Origin of the sequence: Citrobacter sp. Cpo090 (assembly GCF_030332665.1) — a bacterium.
Taxonomy (GTDB): Bacteria; Pseudomonadota; Gammaproteobacteria; order Enterobacterales; family Enterobacteriaceae; genus Citrobacter; species Citrobacter portucalensis.
Window position 1 is genome coordinate 971,699 of sequence record NZ_JAOWHK010000025.1, and the last position, 15,174, is coordinate 986,872.

A 15,174-nucleotide genomic window follows, 5' to 3' on the forward strand; every position below is an offset into this window, starting at 1 on the left:
TTGTATGTCCACTAGAATACGGTAGATTCAGGTATGATGATTAACCATTACGCGTGGTAGCTGTTTTATCAATGTACTATTCTGGAAAGGATAAAATCCACACATCCCTCTACAGAAACGCATAGCAATTCATAAGAAAATCTGTCTGCGCGTCACCGCTGATTTTTTTATGAGAATTATTTGACTGATCGTTCCATAATCAATACTATGCCGCCTCAACTCATTTCAAGTCCCACATCCCTATGAGTGCTGAAAAACCAGCCTTTCCAGGTCGTCCACGAAAGTTCGAAGATCAGGATGTCATTGATGCTGCCGTCGCTGTTTTCAGCGCCAATGGTTATGCAGGCACCTCTGCACAAGATTTATGCAATGGTACGGGATTAGGGCGGGGAAGCCTATACAATGCCTTTGGAAGCAAGCAAGCCCTGTACGAGCAAGCTTTGTTGCGCAGCCATGAACAAACTATGTCAGCACAGTTAGCAATACTCACACAATCAGGTCTGGTAAAAGAGCGATTGCATACCCTTCTGCTCTGGGGTATTGCCGAAGATCTTTCTCAGCCAGAGCAGCATGATGCGATGGTCTTATTTTCAGCCCTGGAGATGGGCAGTAAAGATGAAGCCGTTGCAAACCTGAATAATGAATATCGTCAGCATTTAGAACAAACGCTGGTGGCAGTATTCATTGAAGGTCAACAAAGCGGCGAACTAAACAATAAAGCATCAGCCGTCGAAATGGCGAGAGGCTTTATGGCAGGCTATTACGGTTTACGTGTGCTGAATAAAAACATTTCAGATAGAAAAATCCTCGAAGATGTCGTCGCTGGTCTGTTAATCAATTTATAAAAAAACGCAAAACTTCATTGTCTACTTGCATTCATTTTTGTAACGATCATTCCAATACAAGGAGAAAATAAAAAACCATGCCATTAGTCGTATATATTTTAGGGTTAGCCATTTTTTCATTAGGTACAGCAGAGTTAATGGTAGCGGGTATGATGACCACGCTATCTGAAGCATTTGGTGTTACAGTCGGCGAAGTTGGGCATTTGATTTCATATTATGCATTCGGTGTAATGCTAGGTGGCCCTGTATTAACCTACGCCTTTCTTAAATTTAAAGCACCCTATCGTTCAACGTTATTATGGCTGTTAGGGTTATATGTTATCGTACAAGGATTAAGCGTCTTTGTCTCCGATTACAATGTGTTAGTTGCTATTCGAATCATGACAGGAATTTTGTGTGCAGGGTGTTTAAGTCTTTCACTCGCGACAAGTATGGCTCTTGTATCTGTAGAAAATCGCCCTCGTGCCGCCTCAATAGTGATAGCAGGTTTTATGGTATCCAATGTCTTTGGTGTACCTATCGCGACAATCATTGACCAGCAATGGGGCTGGAAAATGAGTTTTGGGCTGGTCGCGATCCTGGTTTTCATATGCCTGTTAGCATTAGTACGATTATTGCCACATATGAGCGGCGGCAGTGCTATTAAGATGGCTGAAGAGATTAAGGCATTTAAAAATAAAGCCTATTGGAAAGCCTGTGCAACCAGCTGTTTGATTTTGGGCGCAAGTTTTGCGGCATTCAGTTATTTTGTTCCCGTGCTGACTGATGTCAGTGAATTTACAATGCAGACGGTCCCCTTCATTCTAATGCTTTATGGGCTAGCCAATATCATCGGTAATATGGTAACGGGACGTCTTGCATATCGCCATAGTTTAGCTGTTATGGTTGTCGGTTTAACAATATTGAGTATTTCTTTGCTCGGCATGGCACTATTTGTTCAATATCAGATTATTGCTATTCTGGCTGTCATACTCATCGGTTTGTCAGGCGTACCAATGAATCCGGCAATGATGGCAAGAATTGTCAGCGTGGCACATCCAGGACCAATGGTCAATGCCGTTCATACTTCCGTTATCAATATTGGATTAGGTGGCGGTTCTTATTTAGGTGGAATGGCAATTTCATCTGGATTCGGTTTGCGTTCAGCTTTATGGATTGGAATGGTATTAGCGGTTATGGCCTTATTATCCGTATTACCTTATATCCGTCGTAGTAAACAAGGCTGGAGTTAATAGGTTCTGAAGATAAAAATGCCCCGATTACAAAAATCACGGGGCGTCGATTTAGCCGTTAAATTTTATTCAAAACTCACTGACTGTATGTCGCTCAAAGTTGCCCCTCAGCACCACACCAGGTGCGGAGTAAACGCATCCATGTAAGTGCACAATTTTCATGTGCCATTTAAGCAGCGTGTTCCCATCAACATTCAGTCAGCTTTATACGCCTGCCACTCGCGCCAGACATTCTCAGGATCAATATCGCGGTAGCCACGCTCTCTGATTATATCCTCGACTGCTTCGGCCGGCAGGCGGATGGCTGTAGCGCCATCGCGGATGGACTCAACCTCATCGCGGGTCAATTCCCGTCCCATGTCCTGTTCTTTATCAATCAGGACTACGATCAACGCAGGGATAAAAACAATCTTCATACTGATAAGCCTCTGAAATGTTCGCATACCACTGTATCACTGACAGTTTTGATATGGTTCAGCAATCGCCAATTTATTACCAGGACGGGAATCATTCATGACATTACAAATCCGTGAAGCCACACCGGCCAACGCGATGTTGCTTAATGCGCTGGGCTACCGCATCTACCGCGCACACTTTGAACAAAAGGCACCAATTTTTGAACACCCTGCTTTCGAGCAGTTTTTTTGCTTTTCTGTTTTCTCATTCGTCTTATTTTTCATGTTGCCATCAGATGAGGGAGATAATCGTTTTCACTTCCCGTCTGTCGCGGTAATCTCATAACGGTCGTTAATATTGCGACTGCAATGTGTGTAACCCAACTCAAATACTAATAACTAAAAAACAGTACAGACAGGATAACTATGGATTCCTCCCTCACCTCCACGGGTCCCCAACAGGACGCCTCTTCGCTTAACCGCGCCCGACGCGCTGCGCTTGGTAGCTTCGCGGGTGCCGTGGTCGACTGGTATGATTTTCTGCTTTATGGCATCACTGCCGCACTGGTCTTTAACCGCGAGTTCTTCCCGCAGGTCAGCCCGGCGATGGGGACGCTTGCTGCATTCGCCACCTTTGGCGTCGGATTTTTGTTCCGCCCGTTAGGCGGGGTGATCTTCGGCCACTTCGGCGATCGCCTGGGTCGTAAACGTATGCTGATGCTCACCGTCTGGATGATGGGGATCGCCACTGCACTGATAGGGATTATTCCTTCCTTTGACGCCATTGGCTGGTGGGCTCCCGTTCTGCTGGTGACGCTGCGTGCTATTCAGGGATTCGCCGTTGGCGGTGAATGGGGCGGCGCGGCGTTGCTCTCGGTCGAAAGCGCACCGAAAAATAAAAAAGCCTTCTACAGCAGCGGCGTTCAGGTCGGTTATGGCGTCGGGCTACTGCTTTCTACCGGTCTGGTCTCGCTGATTAGCTCGCAAACCACCGATGAGCAGTTCCTGAGTTGGGGCTGGCGTATTCCATTCCTGTTCAGCATCGTACTGGTATTGGGCGCGTTGTGGATGCGTAACCGAATGGATGAATCGGCCGAATTCGAACAGCAGCAGCAGGCACCGCAACCAGAGAAAAAGCGGCTACCGGTGGTCGAAGCATTAATCCGTCATCCGGGCGCGTTCTTGAAAATTATCGCCCTTCGCCTGTGCGAATTGCTGACGATGTATATAGTCACCGCGTTTGCCCTGAATTACTCCACGCAGAATCTGGGCCTACCTCGCGAACTGTTTCTGAATATCGGCTTGTTGGTAGGTGGGCTGAGCTGTCTGACCATCCCCTGCTTCGCCTGGCTCGCCGACCGTTTTGGTCGGCGGCGCGTCTACATTACCGGTGCTCTGGTCGGGACGCTGAGCGCCTTCCCGTTCTTTATGGCGTTGGAAGCGCAATCCATTTTCTGGATAGTATTCTTCGCGATTATGTTGGCCAACATTGCCCACGATATGGTGGTCTGCGTGCAGCAACCTATGTTTACCGGTTTATTTGGCGCAAGCTATCGCTACAGCGGCGCAGGCGTTGGTTATCAGGTAGCAAGCGTGGTTGGCGGCGGTTTTACCCCCTTTATTGCTGCTGCACTGGTGACATTCTCCGGCGGAGACTGGCACAGTGTGGCCATTTATCTGATGGCAGGTTGTCTTATTTCCGCTATTACAGCATTGCTGATGCGGGATAAGCAGCACGGTTAAGCCTGGGTGCGAAGGCCGTCCGGTCTTCGCACAATCTTCCTCAACGTCTGACTTTTGTTTCACATTCCTGTGACATACTATCGGGAGAGCAGTACATCTGTGGAACAAGGAGACAGACATGAACAATAAGGGCTCCAGCCTGACCCCGGCTCAGGCACTGGATAAACTGGACGCGCTGTACGAGCAGTCGGTTAAAGCACTGCGCAGCGCCATTGGTAAGTATATTGAAACAGGGACGCTCCCTGATGTAATCGCCCGCCATAACGGTCTTTTTGTTTACCCATCGCTGTGTGTCACCTGGGATGGCAGCGCCACCAATCCACCTAAAACCCGCGCCTATGGTCGTTTTACCCATGCGGGTAGCTACACCACCACGATTACCCGTCCGTCGCTTTTTCGCCCGTATCTTGAAGAACAACTCACGCTGCTGTATCAGGATTATGATGCGCATATCTCCGTCGAGCCGTCGCAGCATGAAATCCCCTATCCGTATGTCATTGACGGTTCTGAACTGACGCTCGACCGCTCGATGAGCGCCGGATTAACGCGCCATTTCCCCACTACCGAACTGTCTCAGATTGGCGATGAGACCGCAGACGGAACCTATCATCCGGCGGAATTCTCCCCGTTGTCGCACTTCGACGCCCGACGAGTAGATTTTTCTCTGGCACGACTGCGTCACTACACGGGAACGCCGGTTGAACATTTTCAACCTTTTGTGCTGTTCACCAACTACACCCGCTACGTCGATGAGTTTGTGCGCTGGGGTTGCAGCCAGATCCTCGACCCGGACAGCCCGTATATCGCGCTGTCTTGCGCGGGCGGGATCTGGATCACCGCGGAAACTGAAGCGCCGGAAGAAGCCATCTCCGACCTCGCCTGGAAGAAACACCAGATGCCCGCCTGGCATTTAATCACCGCCGACGGTCAGGGGATCACGCTGGTCAATATCGGCGTTGGCCCGTCTAACGCCAAAACCATTTGCGATCACCTGGCCGTACTGCGTCCTGACGTCTGGCTGATGATTGGTCACTGTGGCGGACTGCGTGAAAGCCAGGCGATTGGCGACTATGTTCTGGCCCACGCTTATCTGCGTGACGACCACGTGCTGGATGCCGTACTGCCGCCGGACATTCCAATTCCGAGCATCGCGGAAGTGCAGCGCGCACTGTATGACGCGACCAAAGAAGTCAGCGGTATGCCGGGCGAAGAGGTTAAACAGCGCCTGCGTACCGGTACCGTCGTCACCACCGACGATCGCAACTGGGAGCTACGCTATTCCGCTTCTGCGCTGCGTTTCAACCTCAGCCGCGCGGTGGCTATCGATATGGAAAGCGCCACCATCGCTGCTCAGGGATACCGTTTCCGCGTTCCGTACGGCACGCTGTTGTGCGTTTCCGACAAGCCGCTGCACGGTGAGATCAAACTGCCTGGCCAGGCTAACCGTTTTTATGAAGGTGCCATTTCTGAGCATCTGCAAATAGGTATCCGGGCTATTGACCGTCTGCGTGCTGAAGGCGATCGACTGCACTCCCGTAAATTACGTACATTCAACGAACCGCCGTTCCGTTAAGACCTGAAGGTAACTATGCACAACTCAACTCCTCTTTCCGCCCTGCGCAAGCTGCTGTTAGCACAGGGGCTGGATGGCATGATTGTTCCACGCGCCGATGCTCATCAAAGCGAAGATTGTACGCCGCATGACAATAAACTGGCCTGGCTGACCGGTTTTAGCGGCTCTGCCGGCCTCGCGTTGGTTCTGCGCGACCGTGCGTTAATATTTGTCGATGGACGCTATCAGGTCCAGGTGCGCAATGAAGTCTCGCTGGATGATTTTGAAATTCATCATTTACACGATGAGCCGCTGGCCGACTATTTGCAGTCTCATGTTGCAGCAGGTACACGTATCGGCTTTGAACCAATGCTGATGGTCAATAGCCAGTTTGAAGCACTGTCGGCAACGCATTGTGAGCTGGTGCCTCTTGAGCAAGATCCTTTTGACCAGGTATGGCTAGACCGCCCGGCAGCCCCCTGCGGTATCATTCGTGAAATGCCCATTGAAATCAGCGGGGAAAGCAGCACGCAAAAGCGTGCCCGCGTCGTGGAACAACTCGCTCAACACCAGGCTGACGTGCTGGCAATTACCCTGCCGGATAACATTGCATGGTTATTGAATGTACGCGGTTCGGATCTGGCCATGGTGCCAGTGCCGTTTTCGTTTGCCCTGCTCCATCGCAGCGGTGAGCTGGAATGGTTCGTGGATAGCAATAAAACGCAACAGCTCCCCGCATCACTGCTGGATACGCTTACCCTGGCCCCGCAAGAGAATTTTCTGACTCGCTGCCAGCAGTTAGCTAATGGGAAGCGCTTCCTGGTCGATAAAGACTACGCCCCGGTTGCGTTGCGTTTTGCCATTGAAGAACACGGCGGCAACGTCTTATGGGCGCCCGATCCCATTACCTTGATGAAAGCCCATAAAAATGACGTTGAACTGGCAGGTTATCGCGAATGCCATGAACAAGATGGCGCGGCCTGGGTAAACTTCCTTGCCTGGCTGGCCCATGAAGTCCCTTTGCGCGAAGCGGCAGGCAATCCGGTCACCGAGCTGGAAGCGCAGGCAAAGCAACTGGAATTTCGCCAACAGCAGCCGGGATTTATCGAGCAAAGTTTCAGCACGATTTCGGCCTCTGCCAGCAATGCCGCCATGTGTCATTACCACTCCAGTGAAAAAACCAATACGCCAATCACCTCGCAGGCCATGTATCTGAATGATTCCGGTGGCCAGTACCACAATGGAACGACGGATACGACGCGTACCCTCGCGTTTGGCCCACAGGATCCGCAACGTCGCCTGCATTACACCGCCGTGTTGAAAGGCTTTTTGTCGCTTATTTCACTGCAGTTTCCCAGCGGGACTCAGGGTCATCAACTGGATGCCTTTAGCCGTCGGGCATTGTGGGAGCTGGGACTGGATTTTGATCATGGAACAGGACACGGCGTAGGCCACCAGTTGCTTATCCATGAACAACCCCATCGCATTGCCAAGAAAGTAAACCCCTGGCCACTGGTCGCAGGCAATATCATCACCATCGAACCGGGTTATTATCTGGCCGGACAATATGGGATCCGCATTGAAAACCAGGTGGAGATTATCAACAGTCGTCCAGGCTTCTGCCGTTTCTCAACGCTGACGCTGGTACCGATTGATTTGAATCTGGTTGAACTGCATCTGCTGAGTGAAGCTGAAAAGCAGTGGATTGATGATTACCACCAGCAGGTCAGAGAGACGCTATCCCCGCGTGTGAACGCAGAAGCACGCCCCTGGCTGTTCGCTGCCACCGCACCGATTCGCGTTCAGGCTAATTAATGCAATAAAAAAGGCAGCCCGCAGGCTGCCTTAGTTCTCCCCAACTTCTTACTGCTTAGCTGTTACGGATGTACTCATCCATTTCAGTTTTCAGGTTATCGGACTTAGTCCCGAAGATAGCCTGAACACCGGAACCAGCTACCACAACGCCTGCCGCACCCAGTTTCTTCAGGCCAGCCTGATCCACTTTAGCAACGTCAGCCACGCTGACACGCAGACGAGTGATGCACGCATCGAGGTTAGTGATGTTTTCTTTACCGCCGAATGCAGCAACCAGAGCCGGAGCCATTTCACCGGTAGCACCTGCTTTGCTGTCTTCAGTAGCATCTTCACGACCCGGAGTTTTCAGGTCCAGCGCTTTGATCAGCACACGGAAGATGGTGTAGTAAACGATCGCATAACCGATACCAACAATCGGGAACAGCCACAGCTTGCTACTGTTACCGGACAGAACGATAAAGTCGATCAGACCGTGGGAGAACGACGTACCGTCGCGCATACCCAGCAGGATACAGATCGGGAATGCCAGACCAGCCAGAATCGCGTGGATGATGTACAGGATCGGCGCCACGAACATGAAGGAGAACTCGATCGGCTCGGTAATACCGGTCAGGAACGAGGTCAACGCCGCGGAGATCATGATACCGCCCACTTTCGCGCGGTTTTCTGGTTTAGCAGAGTGCCAGATAGCGATAGCGGCAGCCGGCAGACCGTACATTTTGAACAGGAAGCCACCGGACAGTTTGCCCGCAGTCGGGTCGCCCGCCATATAGCGAGGGATATCACCGTGGAACACCTGACCCGCAGCGTTGGTGTATTCACCAATCTGCATCTGGAAAGGAACGTTCCAGATATGGTGCAGACCAAACGGCACCAGGCAGCGTTCAATGAAGCCATAGATACCGAACGCCACGACCGGGTTCTGGTATGCAGCCCACTGAGAGAACGTCTGAATCGCGGTACCAATCGGCGGCCAAATGAAGGACAGAACCACACCTGTGAAGATGGCAGCCAGACCAGAAATAATAGGAACGAAGCGCTTACCCGCAAAGAAGCCAAGATACTCAGGCAATTTAATACGGTAGAAGCGGTTGAACATATACGCTGCAATCGCACCGGAGATAATCCCCCCGAGAACACCCGTATCAGCAAGGTGTTTAGCGGCGATCTCTTCAGCAGGTAAATGCAGAACCAGCGGCGCAACAACAGCCATGGTCTTAACCATGATGCCGTAAGCAACAACGGATGCCAGTGCAGATACACCGTCATTATTGGTGAAGCCTAACGCAACACCGATAGCAAAAATCAGCGGCATGTTCGCAAAAACAGAACCGCCTGCTTCTGCCATTACGTGCGATACAACGGCTGGCAGCCAGCTGAAGTTAGCGGAACCGACGCCCAGCAGGATACCTGCAATCGGGAGTACGGATACCGGCAGCATCAGCGATTTACCGACCTTTTGCAGGTTAGCAAATGCATTCTTAAACATAATTAGGAGTGCTCCTGAGTATTTGTGCTTATACACTTCATCCTTCAAACCGCCTCAGCGTGGGCTGCGCTCGTTCATCCCAGTCACTTACTCTGGTAAGCTCCTGCAATTCACTCACTTGCCGCCTTGAAGCAGCTTGAATGACTTTGTGTATTCTACGTTCTCACGCATTGGCGAGGGGGGAGAACCTCGCCGTATACAGGGCATCTAAGTACCCTTTATTTATTACACAGAGTAAAATAATTCAGTTTGTTTTTGTTTGACGGCTATCACAGTTCAGTCGTGAATGGCCGCAAAATCCGCACATTCCGATAAAATGAGTTTCTTAATGTGTCAAACTGGTTATTCACCGCCCATTTTGTGGCGGTGAACTTTACTCGCATTAGTGATTAATTACGAGCTTTAAAAAAAGTCAGTTAACGAACAGATTGCAGGCGAGAAGCGTCGATGTGAAACAGGCGGGCAAAGTTATCAGTGGTTGCCTGCGCCAGTTCTTCAACGGCAACACCTTTCACTACGGCCATGTACTCTGCAACGTCACGAGTCATGGCGGGCTGGTTCTCTTTTCCACGATGCGGTACAGGCGCAAGGTAGGGAGAATCCGTCTCGACCAATAACCGATCCAGAGGAACGTAGCGGGCGGCATCACGGAGCTGCTCTGCGTTTCGGAACGTGACGATGCCGGAAAACGAGATATAGAATCCAAGATCCAGCAATTTGCCCGCCGTTTCTCTGTCTTCTGTAAAACAGTGTAGTACGCCGCCACAATCCGTCACTTTTTCTTCGCGCAGAATAGACAGCGTATCGGCTCGCGCATCGCGGGTATGCACGATAACCGGCTTCTGTAACTCACGGCCGATCTGAATATGGTGGATAAAAGACTCCTGCTGGCGCACCTTTGTTTCCGGCGTGTAAAAATAGTCCAGCCCGGTTTCTCCCATCGCTACAACCCCCTCTTCGGCGGCAAAACGACGCAGATCCTCAACATCATAGGTTTCATCCTGATTTAACGGATGCACGCCGCAGGAGAAAACGACATTGTCACGCTCACCGACCAGTTCGCGCATACTGCGGTATCCTGGCAGAGTGGTCGCGACGGCAAGACAGAATTTCACATCACGTGCGGCCGCTTTCGCCAGCACGTCGTCCACGTCCTTATGCAGAGATTGATAATCCAGGCCATCAAGATGGCAGTGTGAGTCGACTAAAAACATAATGTCTCTCTCAAAGATGGGGAACAGGCAGTACGGTGCCTGGTTGCAGGTAATGCTCAATACGAAGAATAAGATCGGTTAATACCAGCTCACGGTTTACGCCTGTTACGTTCAGCAGTTGCTGACGACACTGGCAAACGTCACCGAGTATCGCCTGTATCTGGTCAACGGATAACCGTTCTGCGATAGAAGATATCAGGTCCAGCGCATCAGGATTCGTTAAATGGGAAACGCCATACGGACGTTTCAACGCATCCGTAAACAACGTTGCCAGCCAATGTAAACGGGCGGCAGCCTGATCGTGGTTTAACGCCGCAAGCAAGATATACCAGTCGCCTGCGTTTAATGTGTTCACCAGTGCCGTGCAAAAATCTGTGCGGTGCGCCCAGCTTTCAGCCTGTAACAACGTGAGTGCCGCGCCAGGCGAACCAGCACTCAGCCGTAACGCGCTAAGCAGCGCTTCTGACGACGCAGTCACCTCACGGGCAAGCCAGGAGATCGCATACGACTCCGGAGGTGGCGCAAGATGATGTAACCGACAACGGCTGCGTAATGTCGCCAGCAAGCGAGCTGGCTCTGTGCTGGCGAGGAAAAACCAGGTTTGTGCCGGAGGTTCTTCCAGCGTTTTCAACAAGGCATTGGCGGCGGCATCGGTTAACTGGGCAGCATCCGGGATCCACACGACCTTCGCACCGCCGAGACGCGAATGCTCATACAGTTTTTCACTGACCTCGCGTACCGCATCAACCCCCAGCGTGCTTTTGCCTTTTTCCGGCAACAGCGAATAGTAGTCAGGGTGCGTCTCCGCCTGCATCAGCTGACAGCCGCGGCACTGTCCGCAGCTTTTATGCCCTTCCGGCTGCTGGCACATTAAATAGCGGCTAAGGGCGTAAATCAGCGCGTCGTCACCCATTCCGGGTAACGCCTGAATCAGTAACGCATGGTGACCACGACCCGCCTGGTAGCTGGCTACCAGTTTCTCAAAATCCGGTCGTAACCATGGGTACCATTTCATGCGCCCTGCTCCTTCACCCATTGGGTGATGGTATGACGGATATCAGCCATTACAGCCTCCAGCGGCTGCGTAGCGTCTATAGTACGAATGCTGGCGTCTTTGGCAGCCAGCTCAAGATAGCGCGCGCGAGTACGATTAAAGAAATCGAAAGATTCCTGCTCAATACGATCCAGCTCACCGCGGGCACGGGCACGCTTCAACCCGACTTCTGGCGTCACATCCAGATAGATCGTCAGATCCGGGCGAAAATCACCAAGCACCGCATCGCGCAGGGTTGCCAGCATGTTTTGATCGATACCGCGGCCGCCACCCTGGTACGCCTGGGTCGACAGATCGTGACGATCGCCAATTACCCACGCGCCTCTCGCCAGTGCAGGTTTAATAACGGTTTCGACCAACTGTACACGCGCCGCGTAAAACATCAGCACTTCTGCTTTATCGGTAATGACCTCGTCACCGACCGATTTAATATCCAGCACCAGACTTCTTAGTTTCTCAGCCAGCTGCGTTCCACCAGGTTCGCGGGTGAAAACCATGTCACGAATACCGAGTTGCTCAAGTGTCTCCACCACCACGTTACGCGCAGTGGTTTTTCCGGCGCCTTCCAGGCCTTCAATGACGATATAGTTACTGCCCATTTTTTTCCTTAAGCACTTTCAGGTAATCCTGCACGGACCTGTTATGGCTGGCAAGATTGGTGTTAAACGTGTGGCCGCCTTTACCGTCAGCCACGAAATAGAGATACGGCGTTTTTGCCGGATGTGCCGCGGCTTGCAACGAAGCCTCTCCCGGCATGGCAATCGGGCCTGGCGGCAGTCCCGTAATGGTATAGGTGTTATAGGCTGTTGGGGTATCTAAATCCACACGCGACAATTTGCCATTATACCGTGTCCCCATCCCGTAAATCACTGTTGGATCGGTTTGTAGACGCATACCGATACGTAAACGGTTAATAAAGACCGAAGCCACCTGGTCACGCTCGCTGGCAACCGCAGTTTCTTTTTCAATAATGGAAGCCATGGTTACCAGCTGATTTTTGTCCTGATAAGGTAGGCCATCAGCGCGCCCCTCCCAGACAGTATCCACCGCTTTGACCATTTTCTGATGTGCGCGTTTTAGCAACGCTACGTCAGTAGTATTAGCGGTATACATCCAGGTATCTGGCCAGAACCAACCTTCCACCCATTGCGGGTTTTCCAGCTTCAGCGCCTCGGCAACGGTCTCATAGCTATCGTTGCTCAGCGTATGTTTGATATACGGGGCATCGCGCAGCTGTTTCAGGTAATCGCTCAGGCGCATCCCTTCAACCAGACGTAACGGGAACTGCGCCTCTTTGCCGCTTTCCAGCAGTTGCAGCATGTCCCGCACCGTCATGTCGGGCGTGAAGCGATATGTTCCGGCCTTAAAATGCGACAGCTCGGGCTCCACACGCAGTAGCCACTGGAACACGCGCGGACGATTGATAACTTTGTCTGCGTACAGCTGTTCTCCGAGGGCCAGACGTCCTGTCCCCGCTTTCAGCGTAAAAATTGTTTCTTCTTTAATCAATAATTTGCTGTCCGCCAGATGGCGAACTTTCCACATTCCCACTCCAGCGGCAATGCCCAGCACAACCAGCAATAACAGGACAACAAGTAACAGTTTTTTCATGACTAATTCGGGTGCTCACAAAGTGGGGCTAAATAATCGAATAACAAACGTGAAGACAACAACGTGTCGCCACAGGCACGCACGGGAATAATGGGCATTAACGCGTTACAAACGACGATTTCATCGGCCTGCATTACTTCCTCCAACCTGGCATACACTTCGACAATACTGAACGGCGATTGTGCCAGCATACGGATACAGAATTGTCGCATAATTCCGTTCACTCCAGCCTGGTCCAGATGGGGCGTGTAAACCACACCACCTTTACGCCAGAACAAATTAGCCGCACAGCATTCCGTAACCCATCCCTCGCTGTCAAGAACCAGCGCTTCATCTGCGTCCGTCTGTTCAAGATGAGTGCGAATCAACACCTGCTCCAGCCGATTCAGGTGTTTAAGCCCGGCAAGCAGTGGATTACGTCCCAGCCGAACAGGGCTTAGCGCCAGCGTAATGCCTTCTTGCCGCCAACGATCGTAATGAACGGGCCAGGCTGAAACGGAGAGGATGCGTGTGGCGCTGTGACAACTTTTGCCACTGTAACCCCGGCCTCCACTGCCACGGCTGATAATCACTTTCAACACACCGCGTACGTGCCCTTTCGCCAGCATTTTCATTTCATTTTGCAGCTCGGACCAATTATCGAAAGTGATCAGCAGTTTTTGGCAAGCATCTTGTAAACGCGCAAGATGCGCTGCAAAGAGAGGGATTTCGCCGTCGATAATACAAGCGGTGGTAAAACAGCCATCACCAAACTGGGTCGCTCGATCGCTTGCGGCCAGCATATTCTGCTCGCAGCCATTAATTAAGAACATGGTGGCTCCTTATTTCTGGTCCGCTAGTTTGGCAGGATGAGGTACACAGGACAAGGGCGGAAAACCGAATAAAAAAAGGCCCGACAAGCGGACCTTTTTAAATTGCTATCGATGCTAGCGCATCACCTGACGGACTTAAATCTTTTTAAAGATCAAAGAGCCGTTGGTACCACCGAAGCCAAAGGAGTTACACAGCGCATACTCCAGACCACTAACCTGACGCGCTTCGTGAGGTACGAAGTCCAGGTCACAACCTTCATCCGGATTATCCAGGTTGATGGTTGGCGGAATAGCCTGATCGCGCAGCGCCAGGATAGAGAAAATTGACTCTACCGCGCCCGCCGCACCCAACAGGTGTCCGGTCATGGATTTAGTGGAGCTTACCATCACACGGCTTGCCGCATCGCCAAAGACAGATTTCACTGCCTGGGTTTCCGCTTTATCGCCCGCTGGGGTAGACGTACCATGTGCGTTGACATAGCCAATCTGACCCGCTTCGATAGCCGCATCGCGCAGTGCGTTGACCATTGCCAGCGCAGCGCCTGCACCGTTTTCCGGTGGCGACGTCATGTGGTAAGCATCGCTGCTCATACCGAAGCCAACGACTTCAGCATAGATTTTTGCACCGCGCGCTTTCGCATGCTCGTACTCTTCCAGTACCACCATGCCAGCGCCGTCGCCCAGCACAAAGCCGTCACGCTCTTTGTCCCATGGGCGGCTTGCCGCTTGCGGGTTATCATTACGCGTAGACAGTGCTCGTGCCGCGCCAAAGCCACCCACACCCAACGGCGTACTGGCTTTTTCAGCACCACCCGCAACCATCGCGTCTGCATCGCCGTATGCAATGATACGTGCGGCATGACCGATGTTATGCACGCCGGAAGTACAGGCGGTTGCGATGGAGATGCTCGGCCCTTGCAGGCCATACATGATGGTCAGGTGACCAGCCACCATGTTAACAATCGTCGACGGAACGAAGAACGGGCTGATCTTACGCGGTCCACCGTTTACCAGAGAGGTATGGTTTTCTTCGATAAGACCGAGACCGCCAATACCAGAGCCGATTGCGGCGCCAATACGATGAGCGTTCTCTTCCGTAATTTCGAGGCCAGAATCCTGCATGGCCTGAACGCCAGCGACAATTCCATATTGAATGAAGGCATCCATCTTGCGCTGTTCTTTGCGCGAGATAATGTCTTCACAGTTAAAATCCTTTACTAAGCCAGCAAATTTCGTTGCATAGGCGCTAGTATCGAAATGGTCGATCAGGCTGATGCCACTCTGACCGGCAAGGAGAGCTTTCCAGGTAGACTCTACGGTATTGCCGACAGGAGACAACATGCCCAGTCCGGTCACAACTACACGACGCTTAGACACGGTTGTCCTCCAGGGAGGGAAAATAATTCAAGTGG

At 51.7% G+C, this 15,174-nt stretch carries 14 protein-coding genes; 6 read left to right on the forward strand and 8 right to left on the reverse strand.

Annotation, left to right across the window (positions count from 1 at the left end):
• Nucleotides 1-242: 242 nt before the first annotated feature.
• Both OGY83_RS07410 and OGY83_RS07415 read left to right on the forward strand, forming a co-directional pair.
• Nucleotides 243-845, forward strand: a complete 603-nt coding sequence (locus tag OGY83_RS07410) for a TetR/AcrR family transcriptional regulator (RefSeq protein ID WP_048226943.1) — start codon at nt 243-245, stop codon at nt 843-845.
• Nucleotides 846-922: 77 nt separating this feature from the next.
• Complete coding sequence (locus tag OGY83_RS07415) at nt 923-2,077, forward strand: MFS transporter (protein WP_286635601.1); 1,155 nt, start codon at nt 923-925, stop codon at nt 2,075-2,077.
• A 194-nt stretch (nt 2,078-2,271) separates the two neighbouring features.
• On the opposite strand, the gene OGY83_RS07420 is transcribed toward OGY83_RS07415, so the two are convergent.
• Complete coding sequence (locus OGY83_RS07420) at nt 2,272-2,493, reverse strand: hypothetical protein (protein WP_286635602.1); 222 nt, start codon at nt 2,491-2,493, stop codon at nt 2,272-2,274.
• A 97-nt stretch (nt 2,494-2,590) separates the two neighbouring features.
• Between OGY83_RS07420 and OGY83_RS07425 the strand changes: the two genes are divergently transcribed.
• The 4 genes from OGY83_RS07425 (at nt 2,591) to OGY83_RS07440 (ending at nt 7,582) form a co-directional block, all read left to right on the forward strand.
• Complete coding sequence (locus tag OGY83_RS07425) at nt 2,591-2,818, forward strand: hypothetical protein (RefSeq protein WP_286635603.1); 228 nt, start codon at nt 2,591-2,593, stop codon at nt 2,816-2,818.
• A gap of 80 nt (nt 2,819-2,898) precedes the next feature.
• Entirely contained in the window at nt 2,899-4,215 is a 1,317-nt protein-coding gene (shiA, locus tag OGY83_RS07430) for a shikimate transporter (RefSeq protein ID WP_079937954.1), read from the forward strand.
• Between the two features lie 118 nt (nt 4,216-4,333).
• Nucleotides 4,334-5,788, forward strand: coding sequence for an AMP nucleosidase (locus OGY83_RS07435; RefSeq protein WP_126318479.1), 1,455 nt, complete (start codon nt 4,334-4,336; stop codon nt 5,786-5,788).
• Between the two features lie 15 nt (nt 5,789-5,803).
• The gene (locus tag OGY83_RS07440) at nt 5,804-7,582 is read left to right on the forward strand and encodes an aminopeptidase P family protein (RefSeq protein WP_286635604.1); all 1,779 of its coding nucleotides are present in this window, start codon (nt 5,804-5,806) and stop codon (nt 7,580-7,582) included.
• Nucleotides 7,583-7,637: 55 nt separating this feature from the next.
• Here OGY83_RS07440 and ptsG read toward each other — a convergent pair whose 3' ends face one another.
• From ptsG to fabF, 7 genes are all read right to left on the reverse strand, one after another.
• Nucleotides 7,638-9,071: a PTS glucose transporter subunit IIBC gene (gene ptsG / locus OGY83_RS07445; protein WP_003836725.1), complete on the reverse strand. Its 1,434-nt coding sequence runs from the start codon at nt 9,069-9,071 to the stop codon at nt 7,638-7,640.
• 416 nt (nt 9,072-9,487) lie between these two features.
• Nucleotides 9,488-10,285 (reverse strand): metal-dependent hydrolase, encoded by a 798-nt coding sequence (locus tag OGY83_RS07450; protein WP_020996495.1) that lies wholly within the window; start codon nt 10,283-10,285, stop codon nt 9,488-9,490.
• A gap of 10 nt (nt 10,286-10,295) precedes the next feature.
• The gene (gene holB, locus OGY83_RS07455; protein WP_286635605.1) at nt 10,296-11,300 is read right to left on the reverse strand and encodes a DNA polymerase III subunit delta'; all 1,005 of its coding nucleotides are present in this window, start codon (nt 11,298-11,300) and stop codon (nt 10,296-10,298) included.
• Entirely contained in the window at nt 11,297-11,938 is a 642-nt protein-coding gene (gene tmk, locus OGY83_RS07460) for a dTMP kinase (protein WP_123266920.1), read from the reverse strand. The genes holB and tmk overlap by 4 nt, the downstream gene beginning before the upstream one ends.
• A complete protein-coding gene (gene yceG / locus OGY83_RS07465) occupies nt 11,928-12,950 on the reverse strand; it encodes a cell division protein YceG (RefSeq protein WP_079937959.1) in 1,023 nt (340 codons plus the stop codon). Before yceG ends, tmk begins: the two co-directional genes overlap by 11 nt.
• A 2-nt stretch (nt 12,951-12,952) precedes the next feature.
• Nucleotides 12,953-13,762: an aminodeoxychorismate lyase gene (gene pabC / locus OGY83_RS07470; protein WP_123266918.1), complete on the reverse strand. Its 810-nt coding sequence runs from the start codon at nt 13,760-13,762 to the stop codon at nt 12,953-12,955.
• A gap of 135 nt (nt 13,763-13,897) precedes the next feature.
• Nucleotides 13,898-15,139, reverse strand: coding sequence for a beta-ketoacyl-ACP synthase II (fabF, locus tag OGY83_RS07475; RefSeq protein WP_003036260.1), 1,242 nt, complete (start codon nt 15,137-15,139; stop codon nt 13,898-13,900).
• Nucleotides 15,140-15,174: the final 35 nt, after the last annotated feature.

Coding starts and splice junctions, on each gene's coding strand:
- OGY83_RS07450 (WP_020996495.1), bottom strand. CDS start 10,285: ATGTTTTTAGTCGACTCACACTGCCATCTTGATGGCCTGGATTATCAA.
- yceG (WP_079937959.1), bottom strand. CDS start 12,950: ATGAAAAAACTGTTACTTGTTGTCCTGTTATTGCTGGTTGTGCTGGGC.
- holB (WP_286635605.1), bottom strand. CDS start 11,300: ATGAAATGGTACCCATGGTTACGACCGGATTTTGAGAAACTGGTAGCC.
- OGY83_RS07415 (WP_286635601.1), top strand. CDS start 923: ATGCCATTAGTCGTATATATTTTAGGGTTAGCCATTTTTTCATTAGGT.
- OGY83_RS07420 (WP_286635602.1), bottom strand. CDS start 2,493: ATGAAGATTGTTTTTATCCCTGCGTTGATCGTAGTCCTGATTGATAAA.
- tmk (WP_123266920.1), bottom strand. CDS start 11,938: ATGGGCAGTAACTATATCGTCATTGAAGGCCTGGAAGGCGCCGGAAAA.
- OGY83_RS07425 (WP_286635603.1), top strand. CDS start 2,591: ATGACATTACAAATCCGTGAAGCCACACCGGCCAACGCGATGTTGCTT.
- shiA (WP_079937954.1), top strand. CDS start 2,899: ATGGATTCCTCCCTCACCTCCACGGGTCCCCAACAGGACGCCTCTTCG.
- OGY83_RS07410 (WP_048226943.1), top strand. CDS start 243: ATGAGTGCTGAAAAACCAGCCTTTCCAGGTCGTCCACGAAAGTTCGAA.
- ptsG (WP_003836725.1), bottom strand. CDS start 9,071: ATGTTTAAGAATGCATTTGCTAACCTGCAAAAGGTCGGTAAATCGCTG.
- OGY83_RS07435 (WP_126318479.1), top strand. CDS start 4,334: ATGAACAATAAGGGCTCCAGCCTGACCCCGGCTCAGGCACTGGATAAA.
- OGY83_RS07440 (WP_286635604.1), top strand. CDS start 5,804: ATGCACAACTCAACTCCTCTTTCCGCCCTGCGCAAGCTGCTGTTAGCA.
- pabC (WP_123266918.1), bottom strand. CDS start 13,762: ATGTTCTTAATTAATGGCTGCGAGCAGAATATGCTGGCCGCAAGCGAT.